Origin of the sequence: Streptomyces sp. M92 (assembly GCF_028473745.1) — a bacterium.
Lineage (GTDB): Bacteria > Actinomycetota > Actinomycetes > Streptomycetales > Streptomycetaceae > Streptomyces.
Genome location: NZ_CP101137.1, coordinates 3,263,856 through 3,287,802 on the forward strand (window position 1 = coordinate 3,263,856; position 23,947 = coordinate 3,287,802).

The 23,947-nt window shown below is 70.6% G+C and carries 23 protein-coding genes; 13 read left to right on the top strand and 10 right to left on the bottom strand.

Annotation, left to right across the window (positions count from 1 at the left end; all coding sequences use genetic code 11):
• The first annotated feature begins 139 nt into the window (after positions 1-139).
• The 5 genes from M6G08_RS15015 to icmA all read left to right on the top strand — a co-directional run bounded on the left by M6G08_RS15015 (position 140) and on the right by icmA (position 3,553).
• Positions 140-484: a DUF3817 domain-containing protein gene (locus tag M6G08_RS15015; RefSeq protein ID WP_272587665.1), complete on the top strand. Its 345-nt coding sequence runs from the start codon at positions 140-142 to the stop codon at positions 482-484.
• Entirely contained in the window at positions 481-774 is a 294-nt protein-coding gene (locus M6G08_RS15020) for an MTH1187 family thiamine-binding protein (protein ID WP_272587666.1), read from the top strand. The genes M6G08_RS15015 and M6G08_RS15020 overlap by 4 nt, the downstream gene beginning before the upstream one ends.
• Before the next feature lie 77 nt (positions 775-851).
• Positions 852-1,361 carry a MarR family winged helix-turn-helix transcriptional regulator gene (locus tag M6G08_RS15025; protein ID WP_272587667.1) on the top strand — a complete coding sequence of 170 codons (510 nt, stop codon included), beginning with the start codon at positions 852-854 and terminating at the stop codon, positions 1,359-1,361.
• Positions 1,362-1,417: 56 nt separating this feature from the next.
• Entirely contained in the window at positions 1,418-1,759 is a 342-nt protein-coding gene (locus M6G08_RS15030) for a DUF3817 domain-containing protein (RefSeq protein WP_272587668.1), read from the top strand.
• A gap of 93 nt (positions 1,760-1,852) precedes the next feature.
• Complete coding sequence (gene icmA / locus M6G08_RS15035; protein ID WP_272587669.1) at positions 1,853-3,553, top strand: coenzyme B12-dependent isobutyryl-CoA mutase large subunit; 1,701 nt, start codon at positions 1,853-1,855, stop codon at positions 3,551-3,553.
• A 59-nt stretch (positions 3,554-3,612) separates the two neighbouring features.
• On the opposite strand, the gene M6G08_RS15040 is transcribed toward icmA, so the two are convergent.
• Positions 3,613-4,254 carry a TetR/AcrR family transcriptional regulator gene (locus M6G08_RS15040; protein ID WP_272587670.1) on the bottom strand — a complete coding sequence of 214 codons (642 nt, stop codon included), beginning with the start codon at positions 4,252-4,254 and terminating at the stop codon, positions 3,613-3,615.
• Positions 4,255-4,502: 248 nt separating this feature from the next.
• Here M6G08_RS15040 and M6G08_RS15045 point away from each other — a divergent pair, with 248 nt between their 5' ends.
• The 4 genes from M6G08_RS15045 to M6G08_RS15060 all read left to right on the top strand — a co-directional run bounded on the left by M6G08_RS15045 (position 4,503) and on the right by M6G08_RS15060 (position 8,849).
• A complete protein-coding gene (locus tag M6G08_RS15045) occupies positions 4,503-5,480 on the top strand; it encodes a tetratricopeptide repeat protein (RefSeq protein WP_272587671.1) in 978 nt (325 codons plus the stop codon).
• 633 nt (positions 5,481-6,113) lie between these two features.
• Complete coding sequence (locus tag M6G08_RS15050; protein WP_272587672.1) at positions 6,114-6,761, top strand: DUF6230 family protein; 648 nt, start codon at positions 6,114-6,116, stop codon at positions 6,759-6,761.
• A 113-nt stretch (positions 6,762-6,874) separates the two neighbouring features.
• A complete protein-coding gene (locus M6G08_RS15055) occupies positions 6,875-7,462 on the top strand; it encodes a DUF6114 domain-containing protein (RefSeq protein ID WP_272587673.1) in 588 nt (195 codons plus the stop codon).
• Positions 7,452-8,849 (top strand): hypothetical protein, encoded by a 1,398-nt coding sequence (locus M6G08_RS15060; protein ID WP_272587674.1) that lies wholly within the window; start codon positions 7,452-7,454, stop codon positions 8,847-8,849. Before M6G08_RS15055 ends, M6G08_RS15060 begins: the two co-directional genes overlap by 11 nt.
• 75 nt (positions 8,850-8,924) lie before the next feature.
• On the opposite strand, the gene pyk is transcribed toward M6G08_RS15060, so the two are convergent.
• From pyk to pta, 3 genes are all read right to left on the bottom strand, one after another.
• Positions 8,925-10,355: a pyruvate kinase gene (gene pyk / locus M6G08_RS15065; protein ID WP_272587675.1), complete on the bottom strand. Its 1,431-nt coding sequence runs from the start codon at positions 10,353-10,355 to the stop codon at positions 8,925-8,927.
• 74 nt (positions 10,356-10,429) lie between these two features.
• Positions 10,430-11,665: an acetate kinase gene (locus M6G08_RS15070; RefSeq protein ID WP_272587676.1), complete on the bottom strand. Its 1,236-nt coding sequence runs from the start codon at positions 11,663-11,665 to the stop codon at positions 10,430-10,432.
• The gene (pta, locus tag M6G08_RS15075; protein WP_272587677.1) at positions 11,662-13,755 is read right to left on the bottom strand and encodes a phosphate acetyltransferase; all 2,094 of its coding nucleotides are present in this window, start codon (positions 13,753-13,755) and stop codon (positions 11,662-11,664) included. Before pta ends, M6G08_RS15070 begins: the two co-directional genes overlap by 4 nt.
• A gap of 196 nt (positions 13,756-13,951) precedes the next feature.
• Here pta and M6G08_RS15080 point away from each other — a divergent pair, with 196 nt between their 5' ends.
• Positions 13,952-14,977 carry an ATP-dependent 6-phosphofructokinase gene (locus tag M6G08_RS15080; protein ID WP_272587678.1) on the top strand — a complete coding sequence of 342 codons (1,026 nt, stop codon included), beginning with the start codon at positions 13,952-13,954 and terminating at the stop codon, positions 14,975-14,977.
• A gap of 16 nt (positions 14,978-14,993) precedes the next feature.
• Here the strand turns inward: M6G08_RS15080 and M6G08_RS15085 are convergent, their stop codons facing one another.
• From M6G08_RS15085 to M6G08_RS15110, 6 genes are all read right to left on the bottom strand, one after another.
• Positions 14,994-15,698, bottom strand: a complete 705-nt coding sequence (locus M6G08_RS15085) for a helix-turn-helix domain-containing protein (RefSeq protein WP_272587679.1) — start codon at positions 15,696-15,698, stop codon at positions 14,994-14,996.
• A gap of 100 nt (positions 15,699-15,798) precedes the next feature.
• Entirely contained in the window at positions 15,799-16,662 is an 864-nt protein-coding gene (locus M6G08_RS15090; protein ID WP_272587680.1) for a carbohydrate ABC transporter permease, read from the bottom strand.
• Position 16,663: 1 nt separating this feature from the next.
• A complete protein-coding gene (locus M6G08_RS15095; RefSeq protein ID WP_272587681.1) occupies positions 16,664-17,608 on the bottom strand; it encodes a carbohydrate ABC transporter permease in 945 nt (314 codons plus the stop codon).
• Positions 17,605-18,984, bottom strand: a complete 1,380-nt coding sequence (locus M6G08_RS15100; protein ID WP_272587682.1) for an extracellular solute-binding protein — start codon at positions 18,982-18,984, stop codon at positions 17,605-17,607. Before M6G08_RS15100 ends, M6G08_RS15095 begins: the two co-directional genes overlap by 4 nt.
• A gap of 106 nt (positions 18,985-19,090) precedes the next feature.
• Positions 19,091-19,795, bottom strand: coding sequence for a response regulator (locus M6G08_RS15105; RefSeq protein ID WP_272587683.1), 705 nt, complete (start codon positions 19,793-19,795; stop codon positions 19,091-19,093).
• Entirely contained in the window at positions 19,792-21,456 is a 1,665-nt protein-coding gene (locus M6G08_RS15110; protein WP_272587685.1) for a sensor histidine kinase, read from the bottom strand. Before M6G08_RS15110 ends, M6G08_RS15105 begins: the two co-directional genes overlap by 4 nt.
• 153 nt (positions 21,457-21,609) lie before the next feature.
• On the opposite strand from M6G08_RS15110, the gene M6G08_RS15115 reads away from it, so the two are divergent.
• The 3 genes from M6G08_RS15115 to M6G08_RS15125 all read left to right on the top strand — a co-directional run bounded on the left by M6G08_RS15115 (position 21,610) and on the right by M6G08_RS15125 (position 23,865).
• On the top strand, positions 21,610-23,007 hold the full coding sequence (locus M6G08_RS15115) for a cation:dicarboxylate symporter family transporter (protein ID WP_272587686.1): 1,398 nt from the start codon (positions 21,610-21,612) through the stop codon (positions 23,005-23,007).
• A gap of 130 nt (positions 23,008-23,137) precedes the next feature.
• On the top strand, positions 23,138-23,536 hold the full coding sequence (locus M6G08_RS15120; RefSeq protein WP_272587687.1) for a MerR family transcriptional regulator: 399 nt from the start codon (positions 23,138-23,140) through the stop codon (positions 23,534-23,536).
• A complete protein-coding gene (locus M6G08_RS15125) occupies positions 23,533-23,865 on the top strand; it encodes a thioredoxin family protein (protein ID WP_272587688.1) in 333 nt (110 codons plus the stop codon). Before M6G08_RS15120 ends, M6G08_RS15125 begins: the two co-directional genes overlap by 4 nt.
• Positions 23,866-23,947 lie beyond the last annotated feature (82 nt).

Genomic DNA, 23,947 nt, shown 5'->3' on the forward strand with positions numbered 1-23,947 from the left:
GACAGGTCTCCGACCCCCTCGCCCGGGCGCGTCGGGGATTTGCCACAATGGACGCGCGCTTGTGCGTTCGTTCACAAACCGCCCTGCTCGTCGGGCGTGCCCGAGTGCCGATCGAATCCCCTCCCACCGAAGGTGACCCGTGGACCTCAAGACCGCCTCCGCCCTCCGCCGCCTCCGCCTGGTCTCCAGCCCCGAGGCGATCTCGTTCCTGCTGCTGCTGGTGTGCTCCGTGCTGAAGCGGACCACCGACTTCAACGCGGTGCCCGTGATGGGCGCGGTCCACGGCTTCCTCTTCGTCCTGTACGTGATCTTCTGGGCGGACGCCTGGAACCGCGCCAAGTGGTCCTTCGGCACCGCCGCCTTCTACTTCGTCATGTCGGTCCTGCCGACCGGCGGCTTCTTCGCCGAGCGCAGGCTCAAGCGCGAGGCCGAGAGCGCGGTCATCGCCTCCCGTGCCCGCCAGGAAGGGATCGTGGGCGCATGATCGTCGCCTTCTCCGTGACGCCGCTCGGCGTCGGCGAGGACGTGGGGGAGTACGTCGCCGACGCCGTCCGGGTGGTCCGCGAGTCGGGCCTGCCGAACCGCACCGACGCGATGTTCACGTCGGTCGAGGGCGAGTGGGACGAGGTCATGGACGTCGTCCGGCGTGCCGTCGCCGCCGTCGAGGCCCGGGCGTCGCGCGTCTCCCTGGTCCTCAAGGCGGACATCCGCCCCGGTGTGACGGACGGTCTCACCGCCAAGGTGGAGACCGTGGAGCGGCACCTCGCCGAGTAGCGGTGCGCCGCGGGCGGCGGTATCGAAAGGCGAGACGGGGCTGACCGGGATATGACCGGCCGGTAGGGTCTGATGCCGTGCCGAAGCCCCTCAGTCTCTCCTTCGACCCCATCGCCCGCGCCGACGAACTGTGGAAGCAGCGCTGGGGCGGCGTGCCGTCCATGGCCGCGATCACCTCGATCATGCGGGCGCACCAGATCCTGCTGGCCGAGGTGGACGCGGTGGTCAAGCCGTACGGGCTGACCTTCGCGCGCTACGAGGCGCTGGTGCTGCTGACCTTCTCCAAATCGGGCGAGCTGCCGATGTCCAAGATCGGCGAGCGTCTGATGGTGCACCCCACCTCCGTGACGAACACCGTCGACCGGCTGGTGCGGTCCGGCCTGGTCGACAAGCGCCCCAACCCCAACGACGGCCGCGGCACCCTCGCCACCATCACCGACAAGGGCCGCGAGGTGGTCGAGTCGGCCACCCGCGACCTCATGGCGATGGACTTCGGCCTGGGCGCGTACGACGCCGAGGAGTGCGGCGAGATCTTCGCGATGCTGAGGCCGCTGCGGGTCGCGGCGGGCGACTTCGAAGAGGCCTGAGCGAGTCGCCGGGCCCGACCGAAGATCGCGCGAAACGGACGGTTAGGCTCGTTCCCATGAAAAAGAGCGTGCTGACCCGCTACCGGGTCATGGCGTACGTCACCGGTGTGCTGCTGATCCTGCTCTGCCTCGGCATGATCGCCAAGTACCTGCTGGACATGGACGGTGCGGCCGACTTCACCCGCGTCGTCAGCATCGCGCACGGCTGGCTGTACGTGATCTACCTCGTCTTCGCCTTCGACCTGGGCGCCAAGGCGAAGTGGAAGGTCAGCAAGCAGCTGTGGGTGCTGCTGGCCGGGACCGTTCCGACCGCCGCGTTCTTCGTGGAACGCAGGATCAGCCAGGAGCTGGAGACCAAGGTCGCCGGCGCCGAGGCACCCGCGGCCGCCAAGGCGTAAGCGGGGCTTGTCAAGCCCCTTCACCGCCGTACGGGCACCCGTACGGCGGTACCCCATCGACATTTACTTGGACGTCCTAGTAAATTTGAAGGTATGGATGCTGACGCCATAGAGGAGGGCCGCCTTCGCTGGCAGGCCCGGTACGACGCGGCGCGCAAGCGCGACGCCGACTTCACCACGCTCTCCGGCGATCCCGTGGAGCCGGTGTACGGGCCCAGGCCCGGGGACTCCTACGAGGGCTTCGAGCGGATCGGCTGGCCGGGGGAGTACCCCTTCACCCGGGGTCTGCATCCGACCGGGTACCGGGGGCGCACGTGGACCATCCGGCAGTTCGCCGGGTTCGGCAACGCAGAGCAGACCAACGAGCGCTACAAGATGATCCTCCGCAACGGCGGCGGCGGACTCTCGGTCGCCTTCGACATGCCGACCCTGATGGGCCGCGACTCCGACGACCCGCGCTCCCTCGGCGAGGTCGGGCACTGCGGCGTGGCCATCGACTCGGCCGCCGACATGGAGGTGCTGTTCAAGGACATCCCGCTCGGTGACGTGACGACCTCCATGACGATCAGCGGGCCCGCCGTGCCCGTGTTCTGCATGTACCTGGTCGCCGCCGAACGCCAGGGCGTGGACGCGTCCGTGCTCAACGGCACGCTCCAGACCGACATCTTCAAGGAGTACATCGCGCAGAAGGAGTGGCTCTTCCAGCCCGAGCCGCACCTGCGCCTGATCGGCGACCTGATGGAGTACTGCGCGGCCGGCATCCCCGCCTACAAGCCGCTCTCCGTCTCCGGCTACCACATCCGCGAGGCCGGGGCGACGGCCGCGCAGGAGCTGGCCTACACCCTGGCCGACGGCTTCGGGTACGTGGAGCTGGGCCTCAGCCGCGGACTGGACGTGGACGTCTTCGCGCCCGGCCTCTCCTTCTTCTTCGACGCCCACCTCGACTTCTTCGAGGAGATCGCCAAGTTCCGCGCGGCCCGCAGGATCTGGGCGCGGTGGATGCGGGACGTGTACGGCGCGAAGTCCGACAAGGCGCAGTGGCTGCGCTTCCACACGCAGACCGCCGGTGTCTCGCTGACCGCGCAGCAGCCGTACAACAACGTGGTGCGTACGGCGGTGGAGGCGCTGGCGGCGGTGCTCGGCGGGACGAACTCCCTGCACACCAACGCCCTGGACGAGACCCTCGCGCTGCCCAGCGAGCAGGCCGCGGAGATCGCCCTGCGCACCCAGCAGGTGCTCATGGAGGAGACCGGGGTCGCCAACGTCGCCGACCCGCTGGGCGGCTCCTGGTTCATCGAGCAGCTGACCGACCGGATCGAGGCCGACGCCGAGAAGATCTTCGAGCAGATCAAGGAACGGGGGCTGCGGGCCCACCCCGACGGGCAGCACCCCGTCGGGCCGATCACCTCCGGTCTCCTGCGCGGCATCGAGGACGGCTGGTTCACCGGCGAGATCGCCGAGTCCGCCTTCCGTTACCAGCAGGCGCTGGAGAAGGACGACAAGAAGGTCGTCGGCGTCAACGTCCACACCGGTTCCGTCACCGGCGACCTGGAGATCCTGCGCGTCAGCCACGAGGTGGAGCGCGAGCAGGTGCGGGTGCTGGGGGAGCGCAGGGCGGCGCGGGACGACGCGGCCGTACGCGGTGCGCTGGACGCGATGCTGGCCGCCGCCCGCTCCGGCGGGAACATGATCGAGCCGATGCTGGACGCGGTGCGCGCGGAGGCGACGCTGGGTGAGATCTGCGGCGTGCTGCGGGACGAGTGGGGGGTGTACACGGAGCCGGCGGGATTCTGAGCGTCGGCCTGCCGGCGCGGGCGTCGTCCCAGGGGGCTCCGCCTCCTGGGACCCCCGGCCTAGGCCCGCCCGCCACCCGACTCGGTCGGTCGAGAGGCCAGACCCCACAGCAGCACCTGCGTGAAGCCGCGTACCCATTCCCCGTCCGCCGCCTCCGCGCTGACCAGGGTGCGGTGGACGACCGCGCCCGCGACCACGTCGAAGATGAGGTCCGCGGTACGGGCGGCCTCGGCCGGGTCCGTCTCGGGGGGCAGTTCGCCGCGTGCCTGGGCCCGCGCCCGGCCCTCCAGCACCAGGCGCTTCTGCCGCTCTACGATCGAGGTACGGATGCGCTCGCGCAGCGCCTCGTCACGCGTGGACTCGGCGACCACCGCCATCAGCCCGCTCTTGGCCTCCGGGCGGGCCAGGATCGCCGCGAACTGGAGCACCACGCCCTCGATGTCGGCGGCCAGGGAACCCCGGTCGGGCAGCCGCAGCTCGTCGAAGAGCTCGGCGACCGCGTCGACGACCAGCTCGTTCTTGCCCGCCCAGCGGCGGTACAGCGTCGTCTTGGCAACCCCGGCCCGCGTGGCCACGTCCTGCAGGGTGAGCTTCGACCAGCCCAGTTCCACCAGGGCCGCCCGCGTCGCGGCCAGGATCGCGGTGTCCGCCGCGGCGCTGCGCGGGCGCCCGGAGCGGCCGGCGTGGGTGCTGCTCTGCATCCCCCGACCTTAACCGGCGGGTAACGAACGGGCGTCCGTGAGGCAGATCACGGAGGGGGGCTGTTCCGGCGGCCCGTCCTGGTATTACGCTACGGGGCGTAGCGAAAGCACGGGTCTGCCCGTGCCCCAGCGACGACCACGGGCGTGGGGTGGGGACCCGGCGCCGGCACGACTGTCAACAGCACACTTCCAGGCGGGCTTCGACCCCGCTTTTCACGCACACGCGCGGTACGGGGGAGGATAGACCCATGCAGCCACGGAACATGTCCATGAGCGGGGTCGTCGACCTCGCCGCGGTGAAGCAGGCCCAGGAGGCCAAGGCGAAGGCGGAGCAGGCGCGCGCCGAGGCGGCCCGGAACGGCGGGACGGGCGCCGTCTCCCCGGCCGACCTCGTCATCGACGTCGACGAGGCCCGCTTCGAGAGCGACGTCCTGCAGCGGTCCACCGAGGTCCCGGTCGTCATCGACTTCTGGGCCGAGTGGTGCGAGCCCTGCAAGCAGCTGAGCCCGGTCCTGGAGCGGCTCGCCGTCGAGTACAGCGGGCGCTTCCTCCTCGCCAAGATCGACGTCGACGCCAACCAGATGCTGATGCAGCAGTTCGGCGTCCAGGGCATCCCGGCCGTGTTCGCGGTCGTGGCGGGGCAGGCGCTGCCGCTCTTCCAGGGCGCCGCGAGCGAGACGCAGATCCGCCAGACCCTCGACCAGCTGGTGCAGGTCGCCGAGGAGCGCTTCGGCCTGACCGGGCTCGCCGTCGACCCCGAGGCGGAGCCGGGCGCCGCCCAGGCCGCCGCCCCCGAGCGTCCCGCCGGTCCGCACGACGCGGCGCTCGAGGCCGCGGTGCAGGCGCTGGACGCCGGTGACCTGGGCGGGGCCGTCCAGGCGTACAAGAACGTGCTGGCCGAGGACCCGGGCAACACGGAGGCCAAACTGGGCCTCGCCCAGGCCGAGTTGCTCCAGCGCGTGCAGGACGCCGACCCGCAGCGGGTCCGTCAGGACGCGGCCGACAAGCCGGGCGACGCCCAGGCGCAGATCGCCGCCGCCGACCTGGACCTGGTGGGCGGGCATGTGGAGGACGCCTTCGGGCGCCTCATCGACACGGTCCGCGTCACGGCCGGCGACGAGCGGGACGCCGTGCGGCTGCGGCTGCTGGAGCTGTTCGAGGTCGTCGGCGCCGACGATCCGAGGGTGGCCGCGGCGCGCAGGGCGCTGGCCCGCGCCCTGTTCTAGCGGGCGGGGTACCGCCCGTCCGTCCGGGTGGTGCCCGTGTGAATGAGCTGTCTCCGGTAGGTCACTGCGGCCGCGCTTTACCAAATCTTGGTAATCGCGGCCGCTGTTACTGCCAGTAAGTCGACGGCGCCGATCTGTCGGTTTCTGTCCAGCGATCAATAGTTTTGTTCCAACCGCATGACACACCCAGCGTCGCCGTCCGGGGCCGGTGCGTCGTGCTCCGGTTGTCCAGCCGTTACCAGCGAGTAACGAACCCCCTTGTGCCGACGCCGAGAATGCACCACGATCGGCGACGCTCGGTCCATTCCCGTACCCCGAAAGCCAGTCGGGTCGCGGGGGTTCCTGGGTCCCCACCGAGCAGAGTCGGCGGCAGTGGCGCCGGCTCTTGGGCAGGGGGGTCTTCGTCCAGCCGGCGAAGCCTGTCCAGCAAGGTTGTGCGTGATGCGTGTCAGGCGCGACCAGTGGTTGTCGCTCGGGGGTGATCGCCGGTGATTCGGGCTCGTTTCGTACGTGCCGCCGAGTGCGGGCGCTCTCCTTCCCGAGGACGTAGCACTTCTCCCATCCCTGCCAGGCCCAGCCGCCGCTCCGGAGGCGGGCCGAGGCCAGGAGATGTACGTCCGAGAAGGAGGAAATATGGAGTCCCAGGTGCGTGGCGGGACCAGATGGAAGCGGTTCGCTGTGGTGATGGTGCCCAGCGTCGCCGCCACGGCGGCGATAGGCGTCGCGATGGCGCAGGGTGCCCTCGCCGCGTCGTTCAGCGTGTCGGGGCAGTCGTTCAAGGTGACGGCCAAGCAGCTCAAGGGCGACGGCTTCACCCAGTACGGCGCCCTCACCGAGGGGTACACGCTCACCGGTGAGAAGGTGCACCACCCGGTGGCGGTCTCGTCGTTCAGCGAGGCGCACATCCAGAAGATGTGTCAGTCGGTCGTCACCCCGAACATTCCGGTGATCGGCTCTGTCACCCTCCGGCTGGAGGCCGGTGACAGTCCGGACGAGGACAAGCAGGTCTACGCCAAGAACCTGCAGCTCGACGTCGAGAAGCTCGAAGCCGACGCCACCTTCACCGGCATGGAGATCGGCGTGGCGGCCGGTGACCTGAGCAAGGGCCCCGGCATGCAGGGCGGCAAGGAGCAGGCCAACAGGTTCGGCTTCGCGCAGCAGTCCGACACCGCCGTGCTCACGGACGTGAAGCAGACGGCGTGGGCGACCACTGCCGGAACCTTCAAGCTGAGCGGCCTGAGCATGTCGCTGCACAAGGGCACCAAGGCCGAGTGCTACTGAGCACTCTCTGACGGGCGGGGCGACAAGCGCCCCGTCCGTCCACTCTCCGGCCGCGCCGTCCGCGCGGCCGGACTTCTCCACCACAGCAAAGCCGTAACAGGGAGCTGTTTTCCATGAGCGCCGAGACCCCTGCTGCCGTATCCGGTCAGTTCACCCGCCGGAGGCTGCAGTTCCGTGCCTGGCGAGGCGCGCGGCCGTTCTGGGCCGGCTTGTTCGTCGCGCTCGCCGGCTTCCCGATCATGTACTTCCCTTACGCGAATCTGCAGATCGGGCACCTGACGCTGGCCATGTCGACCACCGCCGGTGCCGGGTCCCTGATCATCGGCGTGCTGCTCGTGGTCCTCGGCATGAGTCTCTGGTTCCAGCGGCACATCAGGGTGTTCGCGGGCGTCGCCGCGATCCTTCTGGGCCTGGTCTCCATTCCGGTGTCCAACTTCGGCGGCTTCGTGATCGGTTTCCTGCTCTCGCTGGTCGGTGGAGCGATGGCGGTGTCCTGGGCGCCGGGCGCGCCTTCGGAGACCGAGACCCCGGGGGAGGGCGGGGGCACGGACGAGGCGCCCGGTGGCGTACTGCCCGGCACCGCCGGGCCCGATGCCACGACCCCGCAGCCGAGGGCGGAGGCCGGTGTGCCGGACGAGCCGAACGACCTGTCAGGAACGAGCCCGGCCAACGGGGCGAACGGGAGGCACAGTGCCGGCTGACGAGGACATCCGCGCGACTGACGCGGAGGCGTCCCCCGCGAGAACCGGGCCGCGCCACGCGGCTCCCAGAAAGCCGCTGTTCACCAGATTCCACATGCCCGCCGGCAAGGCGATCGCCTTGGCCGCGATGCCCACGGCGGTCCTCATGGGACTGGGCTTCACACCCACCCTCGCCGTCGCGGACGGCAACGACCAGGGCGCACCGCCGGCCAACAGCCTGACGGCGGAGGAGTACAAGGCCTGTGTGGAGGCCATGACGGGCGGCGACGAGGAAGCGTCCGCGTCCCCCACGCCCTCACCGTCGTCGTCCGGCCGGTCCGGCGACGACAAGGGGGACGAGGTCGCGGAGCCCGGCGCCTCGGCCTCCGCCGGCGACTCCGGCAAGGACAAGGGTACGGACACGGGCGAGGCCCCTTCGCCGGATTCAGGTTCCGACGACGCGGCCGCCCCCGACCCGAGCGTCTCCGCGTCGCAGGAGAAGCAGGCGCGCGGCGGGGAGCCGCCGTCCCCGCCCGCCGGGACCCCCTCCCCGTCCGCCTCCGAGTCAGGCGGGGGCCTGCTGGAAGGCCTCGGTGACGCCATCGAGGGCATCTTCACCGGCGGCAAGGCCGAGGAGGCCCAGAGCCCCACGCCGACCCCCTCGGCGTCGACGAGCGGGAAGGCCGGCGAGGACGCGTCCGGCCCGGCGCAGGAGACCACCGACAAGGCCGCCGGCACGGCGGAGGAAGCCGTGAAGGACCCGGTCGGCACTGCCTCGAAGGCGGCCGAGGACACCGAGGAGTCGGTGGACGAGGCGGCCGGGGAAGCGCGGGAAGACGCCGAGGGCGGGACGGAGGAGGAGACCGGGGCCGCCACCGCCTCGCCGAGCCCGAGCCCGAGCCCGAGCACGTCCGAGAGCGCGGGCCCCGACCCGGAGGACTGCCCCGTCGCCACGGACGCGGAGGGCGGGGTGGACAACTCCGTTCCGCTGCCGGACGACCCCTGGCACCTCGAGGCCAGCTCGCTGCTCCTCAAGGGTGCCTCCTACAAGGGCATCGTCGAGGTGAAGACGGCGAGCGGCAAGACCAAGAGGGTGCTGAAGTACGTCATATCGAACGGCACCGACATCGGTGACCTGCACCAGATCGTCAAGGACGAGCAGTTCGGCAAGACCTACCACGTGCAGGCGGCCAAGGGATCGACGTCCACGATCCGCGACGGCGACACGGTGATGTACACGGAGAGCATCTCGGGCAACCTGCTCGGGCTGATCCCGATCACCTTCGACCCGGAGCACCCGCCGCCGCTGAACATCCCGCTGATCTACTTCACCGACGTGAAGGTGGTGCAAGCGGGTCAGTTCGGCGGAACCCTGCACATCCCCGGGTTGCACCAGTACATCACCTGACCCCTTCCGGGACCGAGCGAGGGCGCCCCCTGTCGCGGGGGGCGCCCTCGGCGTCGTGCGGAAACCCGCGCGGGGTCAGCCGCGCCGCGTCTCGCCCAGGTGCAGCACCCGGACCATGTTGGTGGTGCCGGGCACGCCGGGGGGCGAGCCGGCGGTGATCACGACGATGTCGCCGTCGCTGAACCGGCCGAGGCGGGCCGTCTCCTGGTCCACCAGGTCGACCATCTCGTCGGTGGTGTTGACGAACGGCACCACGTGCGGCTCCACGCCCCAGCTGAGCGCCAGCTGGTTGCGGGTGGACTCGTCGGTGGTGAAGGCCAGGATCGGCTGGGCCGCGCGGTAGCGGGAGAGCCGGCGGGCGGTGTCGCCGGACTGGGTGAAGGCCACCAGGCCCTTGCCGCCCAGGAAGTCGGCGATCTCGGCGGCGGCGCGGGCCACCGAACCGCCCTGCGTGCGCGGCTTCTTGCCCGGCACCAGCGGCTGCAGGCCCTTGGACAGCAGCTCCTGCTCGGCGGCGGCGACGATCTTCGACATCGTCTTGACGGTCTCGATCGGGTACGCGCCCACCGACGACTCGGCGGACAGCATCACCGCGTCGGCGCCGTCCAGGATCGCGTTGGCCACGTCGGAGGCCTCGGCGCGGGTCGGGCGGGAGTTGGTGATCATCGACTCCATCATCTGGGTCGCCACGATCACCGGCTTGGCGTTGCGCCGGCACAGCTCGATCAGGCGCTTCTGCACCATGGGGACCTTCTCGAGCGGGTACTCGACGGCCAGGTCGCCACGGGCGACCATGACGGCGTCGAAGGCCGCGACGACGTCCTCCATGTTCTCGACCGCCTGCGGCTTCTCCACCTTGGCGACGACGGGGACCCGGCGGCCCTCCTCGTCCATCACGCGGTGCACGTCGGCGACGTCCTTGGCGTCCCGGACGAAGGAGAGGGCGACCAGGTCGCAGCCCATGCGGAGGGCGAACCGCAGGTCCTCGACGTCCTTCTCGCTGAGCGCGGGGACGTTCACGGCGGCACCGGGCAGGTTGATGCCCTTGTGGTCGGAGATGACGCCGCCCTCGATGACGATCGTCTTCACCCGGGGGCCCTCGACCTCGGTGACCTTCAGCTCGACGTTGCCGTCGTTGATGAGCACCTGGTCGCCCTTGGTGACGTCACCGGGCAGGCCCTTGTAGGTCGTGCCGCAGATCGTCCGGTCGCCCGGCACGTCCTCGGTGGTGATGGTGAACTCGTCACCGCGCACCAGCTCGACGGGACCCTCCGCGAAGGTCTCCAGGCGGATCTTCGGGCCCTGGAGGTCGGCGAGGACACCGATGGCCCTGCCGGTCTCCTTGGCGGCGGCCCGGACACGGTCGTAACGGCCCTGGTGCTCGGCGTGCGTGCCGTGGCTGAAGTTGAAGCGGGCCACGTTCATGCCGGCTTCGATCAGCGCTACGAGCTGCTCGTGGGAGTCGACCGCGGGGCCGAGGGTACAGACGATTTTCGAACGGCGCATGGGTGCCATCCTATCGGTTTGTTTCGGCGCGGAATATTCCGTCTGGCGGAAAATACAAAAGGGCGGGATGCCGCTCAGGTGAGATTCCCCGAAGCAACTGAACCACCGGAATCATTTACCAGCGCGTAGGTTTGTGTCGCGATCTCCATTTCCTCGTCGGTCGGCACCACGGCCACCGCCACCCGCGCGTGTGCGGGCGAGATCAGCCGCGCCCCGTCCCCGCGCACGGCGTTCAGCTCGCCGTCCACCGCCAGGCCGAGCCCCTCCAGGCCCGCCACCGCGGCCTGGCGCACCGGTGCCGCGTTCTCGCCGACCCCGGCCGTGAAGGCCACCGCGTCCACCCGTCCGAGAACGGCGTAATAGGCGCCGATGTACTTCTTCAGCCGGTGAATGTAGATGTCGAACGCCAGCCGAGCCCGCTCGTCGCCCTCGTCCACCCGGCGGCGGATCTCCCGCATGTCGTTGTCGCCGCACAGACCGAACAGGCCGCTCCTCTTGTTGAGGAAAGTGTCGATCTCGTCCGTGGACATTCCGCCAACGCGCTCCAAATGGAAGATGACCGCCGGGTCCAGGTCTCCCGACCGCGTACCCATCACCAGGCCCTCCAAGGGCGTCAGCCCCATGGAGGTGTCCACGCACCGGCCGCCCTCGACCGCCGAGGCCGAGGCGCCGTTGCCCAGGTGGAGCACGATGACGTTGACCTCCGACGGGTCCTTGCCCAGCAGCCGCGCGGTCTCGCGGGAGACGTACGCGTGCGAGGTGCCGTGGAAGCCGTAGCGGCGGATGCGGTACCGGTCGGCGATCTTCGGGTCGATCGCGTAGCGCGCCGCGGCCTGGGGCATCGTGGTGTGGAACGCGGTGTCGAAGACCGCCACCTGGGGCAGGTCAGGTCGGAGCGCCTGCGCGGTGCGGATGCCGGTGAGGTTGGCCGGGTTGTGCAGCGGCGCGACCGGGACCAGCCGCTCGATCTCCGTGAGCACGCTGTCGTCGATGAGGGTGGGCTCGGTGAAGAACATGCCGCCGTGCACCACCCGGTGCCCGATCGCGGCCAGTTCCGGGGAGTCCAGGCCCAGACCGTCCCGGCCCAGTTCCGCGGCGACCGCCTTCAGGGCGGCCTCGTGGTCGGCGATCGGGCCGTGCTGCTCCCGGGTGTCGCCGTCGGCCACGTGGGTGTGCTTCAGTCGCGAGGTCTGCTCCCCGATGCGCTCGACCAGCCCGACGGCCAGGCGCTCGCCGCCGCGCATGTCGATGAGCTGGTACTTCACCGACGAGGAGCCGGAGTTGAGGACGAGGACACGGGTGGCACTCACTGGGCGGAGACCTTCTCGCTCGGGGACTGCTGGGCCTGGATCGCCGTGATGGCGACGGTGTTGACGATGTCCTGGACGAGCGCGCCCCGGGACAGGTCGTTGACCGGCTTGCGCAGCCCCTGGAGGACCGGGCCGACGGCGATCGCGCCGGCCGAGCGCTGCACGGCCTTGTAGGTGTTGTTGCCGGTGTTCAGGTCGGGGAAGATCAGCACGCTGGCCTGCCCGGCGACCTCCGAGCCCGGCAGCTTGGTCGCGGCGACCGACGGCTCCACGGCCGCGTCGTACTGGATCGGCCCCTCGATGCGCAGGTCGGGCCGGCCGGCGCGGACCAGCTCCGTCGCCTCGCGCACCTTGTCGACGTCGGCGCCCGACCCGGACGTGCCCGTCGAGTACGACAGCATCGCGATCCGCGGCTCCACCCCGAACCGCGCGGCCGTGGCCGCCGACTGGGTGGCGATGTCGGCGAGCTGCTCGGCGTCCGGGTCCGGGTTGACCGCGCAGTCGCCGTAGACCAGCACCTTGTCGGCCAGGCACATGAAGAACACGGACGACACGATGGAAGCGTCCGGCTTGGTCTTGATGATCTCGAAGGCCGGGCGGATCGTCGCCGCCGTCGAGTGCACCGACCCCGACACCATTCCGTCGGCGAATCCTTCCTGCACCATCAGCGTGCCGAAGTAGTTCACGTCGGACACCACGTCGTACGCCAGCTCCACGGTCACGCCCTTGTGGGCGCGCAGGGCCGCGTACTTCTCCGCGAAGGAGTCCCGCAGCTCGGAGACGGTCGGGTCGATCAGCTCGGCGCCCTCCAGGTCGATGCCCAGGTCGGCGGCCTTCTTGCGGATCTGCTCGACGGGACCGAGCAGCGTCAGCTCGCACACGCCCCGGCGCAGCAGCACCTCCGCCGCGTGCAGCACCCGCTCCTCGGTGCCCTCGGGGAGGACGACCCGGCGCAGGTCGGAGCGGGCCTGCTCCAGCAGCTTGTGCTCGAACATCATCGGCGTGACGCGGTCGCTGCTGGGCGCGGAGACCCGCTCGCTGAGGTCGGCGGTGTCGACGTACCGCTCGAAGAGGCCGAGGGCGGTCTCCGCCTTGCGCGGGGTGGCCGCGCCCAGCTTGCCCTCCAGGGAGAACAGCTGCTCGGCGGTGGGGAAGCTGTTGCCGGTCACCGACAGCACCGGGGTGCCGGGGGCCAGGCGGGCGGCCAGGGTGAGGATGCCGTCGCCCGGCACCTCGTTGAGCGTGAGCAGCACCCCGGCTATCGGCGGGGTGCCGGCGCTGTGCGCGGCCAGGGTGCCGACCACCAGGTCGGCGCGGTCGCCGGGGGTGATCACCAGGCAGCCCGGGGTCAGGGCGGCGAGCAGGTTCGGCAGCATGGCGCCGCCGAAGACGAAGTCCAGCGCGTCCCGGGCGAGCCCCGAGTCGTCGCCCAGGACCACCTTGGCGCCGAGGGCGTGCGCGATCTGCGAGACGGTCGGCGCGGACAGCGCGGGCTCGTCCGGCACCACCCAGCACGGCACCGGCAGCCGGCCGCCGAGCAGCCCGGCGATCTCGTCCCGGTCCTCGCGGGCGACCCGGTTGGTCACCATGGCCAGCACGTCACAGCCCAGCGTGTCGTAGGCGCGGAAGGCGTTGACGGTCTCGGCGAGCACCGACTCGGCGGCCTGCCCGCGCCCGCCCACGACCGGGAGGACCGAGGCGCCGAACTCGTTGGCGAGCCGCGCGTTCAGCGACAGCTCGTCCGGGAGCTGGGTGGCGGCGAAGTCGGTGCCGAGGACGAGGACGACGTCGTAGTCCCGGGCGACCAGGTGGAAGCGGTCGACCAGCGCGGAGACCAGCTCGTCCGTGCCCTGCTCGGCCTGGAGCGCCGACGCCTCCTGGTAGTCCATGCCGTACACGGTCGCGGGGTCCTGCGCGAGCCGGTAGCGGGACCGCAGCAGCTCGAAGAGCCGGTCGGGTCCGTCGTGGACCAGGGGACGGAACACGCCGACGCGGTCGACCTGCCGGGTCAGGAGTTCCATCACCCCCAGTTCGACGACCTGGCGGCCGTCGCCGCGGTCGATACCGGTCACGTACACGCTGCGCGTCACGCGTGCTCTCCGTTTCGTCTGGTGGCGGCTGTCCCGTGCACAAAAATCGCCCACCGGGGTGAGCGGAACCCTCTTGACAATACCTCCGGCGATGGATAAGGCGCCCGTCAGCAATCGGCAGTGCCCGCCCGTGCCCGGACCGTGAAACAATTGGAGCGGCTCACCGGTGTCAACAGCGAGCAGGAGACAGAGCACGATGCGTATCGGCGTACTCACCGCAGGCGGCGACTGCCCCGGCCTGAACGCAGTGATCCGGTCGGTCGTGCACCGAGCGGTCGACAACTACGGCGACGAGGTCATCGGCTTCGAGGACGGCTACGCCGGCCTGCTCGACGGCCGCTACCGCGCCCTGGACCTCAACGCGGTCAGCGGCATCCTGGCCCGCGGCGGCACCATCCTCGGCTCCTCCCGCCTGGAGCGCGACCGGCTCCGCGAGGCCTGCGAGAACGCCGGGGACATGATCCAGAGCTTCGGCATCGACGCGCTGATCCCGATCGGCGGCGAGGGCACCCTGACGGCCGCCCGGATGCTGTCCGACGCGGGTCTGCCGGTGGTCGGCGTGCCGAAGACCATCGACAACGACATCTCCTCCACGGACCGCACCTTCGGCTTCGACACGGCGGTCGGTGTCGCCACCGAGGCGATGGACCGCCTCAAGACCACCGCCGAGTCCCACCAGCGCGTGATGGTCGTCGAGGTCATGGGCCGCCACGCCGGCTGGATCGCCCTGGAGTCCGGTATGGCGGCCGGCGCCCACGGCATCTGCCTGCCCGAGCGCCCCTTCGACCCCGCCGACCTGGTCAAGATGGTCGAGGAGCGGTTCTCCCGCGGCAAGAAGTTCGCCGTGGTCTGCGTCGCCGAGGGCGCCCACCCCGTCGAGGGCTCCATGGACTACGGCAAGGGTGCCATCGACAAGTTCGGCCACGAGCGCTTCCAGGGCATCGGCACCGCGCTCGCCCACGAGCTGGAGCGCCGGCTCGGCAAGGAGGCCAAGCCGGTCATCCTCGGCCACGTCCAGCGCGGCGGCGTGCCCACCGCGTACGACCGGGTGCTCGCCACCCGTTTCGGCTGGCACGCGGTGGAGGCCGCGCACCAGGGCGAGTTCGGCCGGATGACCGCCCTGCGCGGCACGGACGTCGTCATGGTGCCGCTGGCGGAGGCGGTCACCGAGCTGAAGACGGTGCCCAAGGACCGGATGGACGAGGCGGAGTCGGTCTTCTAGACAGCCGGGGCCCGGGTCACGGGTGCTTCTCGACCGCCGCCCAGAAGTGCTCCACGATCCGGTCCAGGAAGTCCCGGCCCGCCGCGCTGGAGTCGGGACCGCCGCCGCCCCAGCTGAGGGTGGCGGTCATGTGGCCCTGGTAGTCCTGGTGCAGCACCTGGAGCACGTTCTCCAGGACCCGCCGGTCCAGCGGCGCGATCTTGCCGACCGGCCGTACGTACCCCTGCCATCGGGTGGTGACGGCACTGCTCAGCAGCTCGGCGAGCTTCTCCTCGCGCCCCGTGACGGTCACGAAGTCGGGCAGCGCGAGGTCCAGCACGTGGGCGAGTGCGGCGGACTGGCGGTCGGTGCCGCGCCAGGCGTCCGTCTCCTCCATCCGCAGGTAGGCCGCGAGCGCGACCCCGGCGGCGCGGGCCACGTCCTCCGGCGCCAGACCGCGCGCGACGCGGTGCTCGCGCAGCGTCTGCGGCCGGCCTATCAGGTCGCCGGGCGAGCACCACAGCACGCCGGCGAGCGCGGTGAGCTCGGAACCGGCGGGGGAGGCGATGCCGCGCTCCCAGGCGATGACATGGTCGGGGGTGACGTACGGCAGTCCGTACGACACCCGCATGCCGTGGGCGACGTGCTCGGGCCCCATGTTGAGGGCGGCACGCAGCCGGCGGGCGGCGAGGGCGTTGAACGGGGGACCCGACTGGTTCGGGTGAGGTGAGGGTCGGCGCACGCGCACACCGTAGGGGTACGGGCGCACCCTGACTACAGGCTGTTCAGCCAGCGATACGCATTGTACGAACCTACGGGCGCACGCCGGTCGTCGCACGCCCTCACCCCTTGACCGCCCCGCCCAGCGCGAACCCCCCGCCCAGCCGCCGCGAGATCAGCACGTACAGCAGGATCACCGGCGTCGAGTAGACGATCGAGAACGCCGCCAGCTGCCCGTACGCCACCATGCCCCGGTTGCCGAAGAAGTCGTTGATGCTCACCGAGGCCGGCATCTGGTCCGGGGTGAGCAGCAGCATGAACGGGACGAAGAAGTTGCCCCACATCATCACGAACGAGAAGACGGTCACCACCGCCACGCCCGGCCCCATCAGCGGCAGCACGATCCGCAGCAGCGACTGGAACGACGACGCTCCGTCCGTCCAGGCCGCCTCCTCCAGCTCCTTGGGCACGCCGTCCATGAAGTTCTTCATCAGCCAGATGGCGAACGGGAGCTGGGAGGCGGCGAAGAAGAAGATCGTCCCGTGCATGGTGTCGATCAGGTTCACCCGCACGAACAGGGCGTAGACCGGCACCATGATCGCCGTGATCGGCAGGCTGGTCGCGAACAGGACGGTCAGCAGGAACGGCCGGTTCAGCCGCGACCGGAAACGGGAGAGCGGATACGCCGCGAGCGCCGCGCACACCGCCGTCAGCGCCGTCGCGCCGCCGCACAGGACCAGGCTGTTCAGCAGCGGCGTGAAGGTGATCTCCGGGGTGAGGATCGCGTCGAAGTTGTCCAGCGTCACCCCGTCGGGGACCTTCACCCTGAGACTGGCGTGCGGGTCCAGGGCGGACAGCACCACCCAGGCCAGCGGCAGCACGAAGGCGGCGGCGGCCACCAGCAGCCCGGCGTCTGCGGCCATCCGCCGCCTGCCCCGCCGGGCGGTCGAAGCGGGAGTACGGCGGGGCGCGAGCGTGGACGCCATGTCAGAACTCCGTCCGCAGCAGGCGCAGGTACACGACCGAGAACAGCGAGCCGATCAGCAACAGCAGCAGCGCCACCGCCGTGCCGTACCCGATCAGACTGTTCTGGAAGGCCTGCTCGTACATGAACAGCGGCAGCGTCTGGCTCTTGCCGCTCGGGCCGCCGCGCGTCATCACCCAGATCAGCCCGAAGACCGACAGGGTCTGCAGCGTGTTGAGCATCAGGTTGGTGCCGATGGAACGCCGGATCATCGGCAGCGTGATGTGCCACATCCGGCGCCAGCCGCTCGCCCCGTCCACCTCGGCGGCCTCGGTGACCTCCTTGGGGATCTCGTTCAGGGCGGCCGAGTACACCAGCATGGAGAACGCCGTGCCCCGCCACACGTTGGCGAAGGACACCGCCAGGATCGGCAGCGTGAACAGCCAGTTCTGGGACGGCAGACGGAGCCAGTCCAGAATGGCGTTGAGGGTGCCCTCGCGGCGGAAGAAGGCGTAGAGCAGGAAGCCCGCCACCACCTCCGGCAGCACCCACGCCGTGACAACGATGCCGCCGGTGAGCGTCCGGACCGGCTTCGAGGCCCGCTGCATCAGCGAGGCCAGCGCCAGGCCCAGGGTGTTCTGCCCGATCAGCGACGACAGCACCGTGAAGACCAGGGTCAGCCACACCGCGTTGAGGAACGCCTCGTCCCGGAACGCGCGGGTGAAGTTCTCGAAGCCGACGAAGGACGACTCGGCCTGCCCGGTGAGCTGGAGGTCGGTGAAGGCGATGACCACGCAGTAGCCGATGGGGCCGGCGAGGAAGAGCAGCAGCAGGACGACGGCGGGGGAGACGGGCAGGGCCCGGAACAGGGACCGGCGCACGGTGCCGGCCCGCCCCCCGGAGGCGGCCGGGGACGCCGGTTCCCTCCGCACCCCCGGCCCCGCGTGCCGCGGCGCGGTCGCCGTCACTTGCTCACCACCTGGTTGTCGGTCGCCTCCTTGAGCGCCTCGTCGTATCCGCGCGCCGCCTCCTCGACCGACAGGTCACCGGTCGTCACACCCTCCATCGCCTCCTGGATGGCGACGGACACCTTCGGGTACGCCGGGTACGCGGGCCGGTAGTGGGTGACCTCGACGAGGTCGGTGAAGAACTCGATGCCGGGCTGCGCCTCGACGTACGCGGGATCGTTCGCCACGTCCTCGCGGACCGCGATGCCGGAGTTGGCGACGTACCACTTCTGGGCGTTGGCCCTGGTCTGCATCGTCTTGATGAACTCGAAGGCGAGGTCCGGGTTGCCCGCCTTGGCCGGAATGGCCCAGGTCCACCCACCGGACATGCTCACGCGCCCCGGAGCCTGCCCGTTCTGCGTCGGCATGGCGGCGAGCCCCAGCTCCTTCGACCACTCGGGCCACTCGTGCCCGCTGCCCTCCAGCCAGTCCTGCGGCAGCCAGGAGCCGTCCAGCGCGATCCCGAGCTTGCCCTGCGGCAGCAGCTCACCGCGCACCCTGGTCCCGAAGTTGGGATCGAGCGCGTCGGAGACCTCCGGCCCGAGCTTCTCCTCGTACACCGTCTCGACGAAGGCGAGGGAGTCCTCGAACCCCTGCCCCGCCGTGATCCACTTCTTGCCGTCCTTGTCGTACAGCGGGTCCTCGGTCCCGTCGTCCGTGCCGTACAGCAGCATCTGGAAGCCCTGCATGGTGGCGGCCTCGCCGGCGGGCTTGCCGGTGTACACGTTGATCGGTGTGACGCCGGGGACCTTCTCCTTGATGGTGCGGGCGGCGTCCAGGACCTCGTCCCAGGTCTTCGGCTGCCAGTCGGCGGGCAGCCCCGCCTTGGCGAACACGTCCTTGCTGAACCACAGGCCCCGCGTGTCCGTCCCGTCCGGGACGCCGTACGTCTTGCCGTCCTCGCCGGTGGCCGCCGCCTTCGCGGTGTCGACGAACCGGTCCCAGTCGTCCCACTTCGCCAGGTAGTCGTCGAGGGGCTTCAGGTACCCGCTGGTGATGTCGGAGTTGATGAGGAAGGTGTCCTCGTAGACCAGGTCCGGCGCGGTCTTGGGGGAGCGGAGCATCTGCTGGAGCTTGGTGTAGTACTCCGAGTCCGGCGCCTTGACGGGGACGAGCTCGACCTTCTTCCCCGGGTTGGCCTTCTCGAACTGCTTCTTGATGTCGGCGAGATAGGTGTCCATCACCTTGATGGAGTTGTCCGTCGACTGCTTGAAGGAGACCTTCACCGTGTCCGGATCGTCGCCGGAGCCGCTGCCGCAGGCGGCGAGCGCGGTGGAGGCGAGCGCGGTGAGGGTGAACAGGGCGGTGAACCGGACGGACCGGACGGTGGGACGCACGGGCAAGACCTCCTACGGGCACGACGCTGTGGCCGGGACGGCTGCTCGGCGAACGTAAGAGGAGTGGTCTAGTCAGGTCAATGCGTGTGCGGTGGACAAGTCGTGTTCAACGGCCCCGCTCGCTCTCCCGCACCCACCGGTACACCAACTCCGGCCGCCCCACCTGCCCGTACTGCGGGGCCCGCCCCGCCCGCCCCGCGTCCACCAGGTGCTCCAGGTAGCGGCGGGCCGTGATCCGCGAGATGCCCACCGTCTCCGCGACCCCCGCCGCCGTCAGGCCCTCGTCCGAGCCGCGCAGCGCGCCCGTCACCCGCTCCAGCGTCGGCCCGCTCAGCCCCTTCGGCAGGGCCGCCGGGCCGGGGGCGCGCAGGGTGGCCAGGGCGCGGTCGACCTCGTCCTGGCCGCTGGCCTCCCCGGCGGCGTTCCGGAACTCCGCGTAGCGCACCAGGCGGTCGCGCAGGGTGGCGAAGGTGAAGGGCTTCAGGACGTACTGGACGACGCCCAGGGAGACTCCCTCCCGTACGACCGTCAGGTCCCGTGCCGACGTCACCGCTACCACGTCGGTGTGATGCCCCGCCGCCCGCAGCGAGCGGGCCAGCTGGAGTCCGTGCACGTCCGGCAGGTGCAGGTCGAGCAGGAGCAGGTCGACCGGCGTGCGGTCCAGCATGCGGCGGGCCTCCGCGCCCGTGTGGGCCTTGCCGACCGCCGTGAACCCCGGCACCCGGCCGACGTACATCACATGCGCGTCGGCGGCGACCGGATCGTCCTCGACGACCAGGACCCGGATGGGCTGCGAGTCGGCCGTGCTCATCTCGCACCCCCGGCGCCCGGTCTGCCCGCCGAGGTGACGGGTGCCGCCGCGTCGCCCAGCGGCAGCCGCGCCTCGAAGCGGGCGCCGCCGCCCTCCGCCTCCGTCACGGTCAGGGTGCCGTCGTGCCGCCGTACCGCCTGCCGGACCAGGGCGAGGCCCAGGCCGCGCCCGCCCTCGCCGGCCGGCTTGGTCGAGAAGCCCCGCTGGAAGACCAGGTCCGCGTGGGCGGGATCGACCCCGGCGCCGGTGTCCGACACGCGCAGCACCAGCTCGGAGCCCACGGCTTCGGAAGCCTCCGTGTACGCCGCCACCGTCACCCGCGACGGCACCGCGCCCTGCGCCGCGTCCACCGCGTTGTCCACCAGGTTGCCCAGGATCGTCACCAGGTCCCGGGCGGGCAGCGACGGCGGCAGCAGCCCGTCGTCCAGTCGGCTGTCCCGCGACACCACCAGTTCCACTCCCCGCTCGTTGGCCTGCGCCGTCTTGCCCAGCAGCAGCGCCGCGAGCACCGGCTCGCTCACCGCCGCCACCACCTGGTCGGTGAGCGCCTGCGCCAGCTCCAGCTCCGCCGTCGCGAACTCCACGGCCTCCTCCGCCCGCCCCAGCTCGATCAGCGAGACGACCGTGTGCAGCCGGTTCGCCGCCTCGTGCGCCTGCGAGCGCAGCGCCTGCGTGAAACCGCGCTCCGAGTCCAGCTCGCCCGTCAGCGACTGCAGTTCGGTCACGTCCCGCAGCGTCACCACCGTGCCCCGCCGCTCACCGCCGGAGACCGGCGAGGTGTTCACCACCAGCACCCGGTCCGCCGCCAGGTGCACCTCGTCCACCCGCGGCTCCGACGCCAGCAGCGCCCCCGTCAGCTGCGACGGCAGCCCGAGATCCGCCACCGAGGCCCCGATCACGTCATCGTGCACGCCGAGCAGCTCCCGTCCGCCGTCGTTGATCAGCGCGACACGGTACTGCCCGTCCAGCATCAGCAGCCCCTCCCGCACCGCGTGCAGCGCCGCCTGATGGTAATCGTGCATCCGGCTCAGCTGGTCCGCGTTCATGCCGTGTGTGTGCCGGCGCAGCCGCGCGTTGATCACGTACGTGCCGACCGCGCCGAGCAGCAGTGCCCCGGCCGCGACCCCGAGCAACGCCGTGAGCTGGTCCTGCGCCCGCTTGCTGATCTCCTCGACCTTGATCCCCGCGCTGACCAGACCGACGATCCGGCCGTCGTCCACGATCGGTGTCACCGCCCGGACCGAGGGGCCGAGCGTGCCCGTGTACGTCTCGGTGAAGGTCTGGCCCCGCTGCGCGCGCTCGATGTGGCCCTGGAAGGGATGGCCGATTTGCTTCGGGTCGGGGTGGGTCCAGCGGATGCCGTCCGGATTCATGATCGTCACGAAGTCCACGTCCGTGTCCCGCATGACCCGTACCGCGTACGGCTGGAGGCGGGCGGTGGGGTCCGGGGTGCGGATCGCCTCCGCCACGGACGGTGAGTCGGCGATCGCCAGCGACACGGCCCTGGCCTGGCGTCCGGCGGCCTCCTCCGCCTGCCCCCGGTCGCTGAGGTAGGTGAACAGCGCGTACCCGACCACCACGACCGCTATCAGTACGGCCTGCATGGCGAAGAGCTGCCCGGCCAAAGAGCGCGGGCGGGGTCTCGGGACGCGGAAGTGCATGCCGCAAGTCTCCCTCCTGGCTGGATTGTGAACTAAATGAACGCAAGGGTGACCGCGCTCACAACGCGGGAGATAGTCGCCGCATCCCCGAACAACCGCCCGGACGTGAGCCGCACGCCGGTGATGCCGACGACGTCGTCAAGGAGGGCCGCCGTGACCAGCAACGCCGCTACGGCACCACCCGCACCCAAAGCCAAGCGGGACCGCACGCACTACCTCTACATCGCGGTGATCATCGCGGTCGCCCTCGGTATCGCCGTCGGTCTGATCGCGCCCGACTTCGCGACGGAGCTGAAGCCGCTCGGCACCGGCTTCGTGAGCCTGATCAAGATGATGATCTCGCCCATCATCTTCTGCACGATCGTGCTGGGCATCGGTTCCGTCCGCAAGGCCGCCAAGGTCGGCGCGGTCGGCGGTATCGCGCTGGGCTACTTCCTGGTGATGTCGCTGGTGGCGCTCGCCATCGGCCTGGTCGTCGGCAACATCCTCGACCCGGGCACCGGCCTCGCGGTGACCGACGCCGTCAAGGAGACCGGTCAGGCGCAGGTCGACGCGGAGGCCAAGGGCACCGTCGACTTCCTGATGGGCATCATCCCGACCACGATCGTGTCGGCGTTCACCTCCGGCGAGGTCCTGCAGACCCTGCTGATCGCCCTGCTGTGCGGCTTCGCCCTGCAGGCCATGGGCAACGCCGGGCAGCCGGTGCTGCGCGGCATCGAGCACATCCAGCGGCTGGTCTTCCGGGTCCTGGCGATGATCATGTGGGCGGCCCCGGTCGGCGCCTTCGGTGCCATCGCCGCCGTCACCGGCTCGGCCGGCGTCGACGCCCTCAAGAGCCTGGCCGTCCTGATGCTCGGCTTCTACGTGACCTGCGTCCTCTTCCTCTTCCTGGTACTGGGCACGCTGCTGCGCGTCATCGCCGGCGTCAACGTCTTCTCGCTCTTCAAGTACCTGGGCCGCGAGTTCCTGCTGATCCTGTCCACCTCCTCCTCGGAGTCGGCGCTGCCGCGCCTCATCGCGAAGATGGAGCACCTGGGGATCAGCAAGCCGGTCGTCGGCATCACCGTCCCGACCGGCTACTCCTTCAACCTCGACGGCACCATGATCTACATGACCATGGCCTCGCTGTTCATCGCCGACGCCATGGGCACGCCGATGTCGATCGGCGAGCAGATCCCGCTGCTGCTCTTCCTGCTGGTCGCCTCGAAGGGCGCGGCCGGTGTCTCCGGCGCCGGTCTGGCCACGCTGGCCGGTGGTCTGTCCTCGCACAAGCCCGCACTGGTGGACGGCATCGGCCTGATCGTCGGCATCGACCGCTTCATGAGCGAGGCCCGCGCCCTGACCAACTTCGGCGGCAACGCCGTCGCCACCGTCCTGATCGGCACCTGGACCAAGGAGATCGACAAGGCCCGGGTGAACGAGGTGCTCGCCGGCCGGATCCCGTTCGACGAGAAGACCCTGCTGGACGACCACCACGACGCCGACGACGACGCCGGTGACGCGCCCGACCTGCCCGAGCAGGGCGGCGAGAAGGAGCTGGCGCGGGCCTGACCGCACCCCACGCCCCGGGCGGCTGAGGTGCTCCCCCCGTTGCTCAGCCGCCCGGCCCCCCAGGAAGCCCCGCGCCCCCGGCGCGGGGCTTCTTGCCTTGACGTCCGCGTCAAGGCTTACGTTCGTCCGCATGCGAATCGGCGAGCTGGCCGCACGCGCCGGGACCACGACGCGGACGCTGCGGTACTACGAGTCGCGGGGCCTGCTGCCCGCGCGGCGGGGCGAGAACGGCTACCGGACCTACGACGAGGACGACCTGAGGCTGCTGCGGCAGATCAGGACGCTCCAGGACTTCGGGTTCGACCTGGAGGAGACCCGCCCGTTCGTGGAGTGCCTGCGCGCCGGGCACCCCGAGGGCGACTCCTGCCCGGCGTCCCTCGTGGTCTACCGGCGCAAGCTGGCGGAGCTGGACACGCTGATCGAGCAGCTGACGTCGGTGCGGGCGCAGGTGGGTGCGCAGCTCGCGCGGGCCGAGGCGGCGGTTCCGGGGGGTCCGGAGCCCAAGTGCGAACTGGGAGGACACGCATGACGACGGTCACCGGGGTGCCGGAGGTGACGGACGCGGAGTTCGGCGAGGAGGTGCTGGCCGGCGAGCTGCCGGTGCTGGTGGAGTTCACGGCGGACTGGTGCCCGCCGTGCCGGCAGATGGCCCCGGTGCTCGCCGCCGTGGCCGCCGAGGAGGCCGGCCGGCTCAAGGTGGTGCAGCTGAACGTCGACCGCAACCCGGCGACCACCAACGCGTACAAGGTGTTGTCGATGCCGACGTTCATGGTCTTCCGCGGGGGCGAACCGGTGAGGTCGATGGTGGGTGCGCGGCCCAAGCGGCGGCTGCTGGAGGAGCTGGCCGACGTGCTCTGACCGGACCGCCGCACAAAGAATCCCCCGGGGCAATTGCGCCCGGGGGATTTCTCTGCGTATATTCGTTGATTCGTGACTTCAG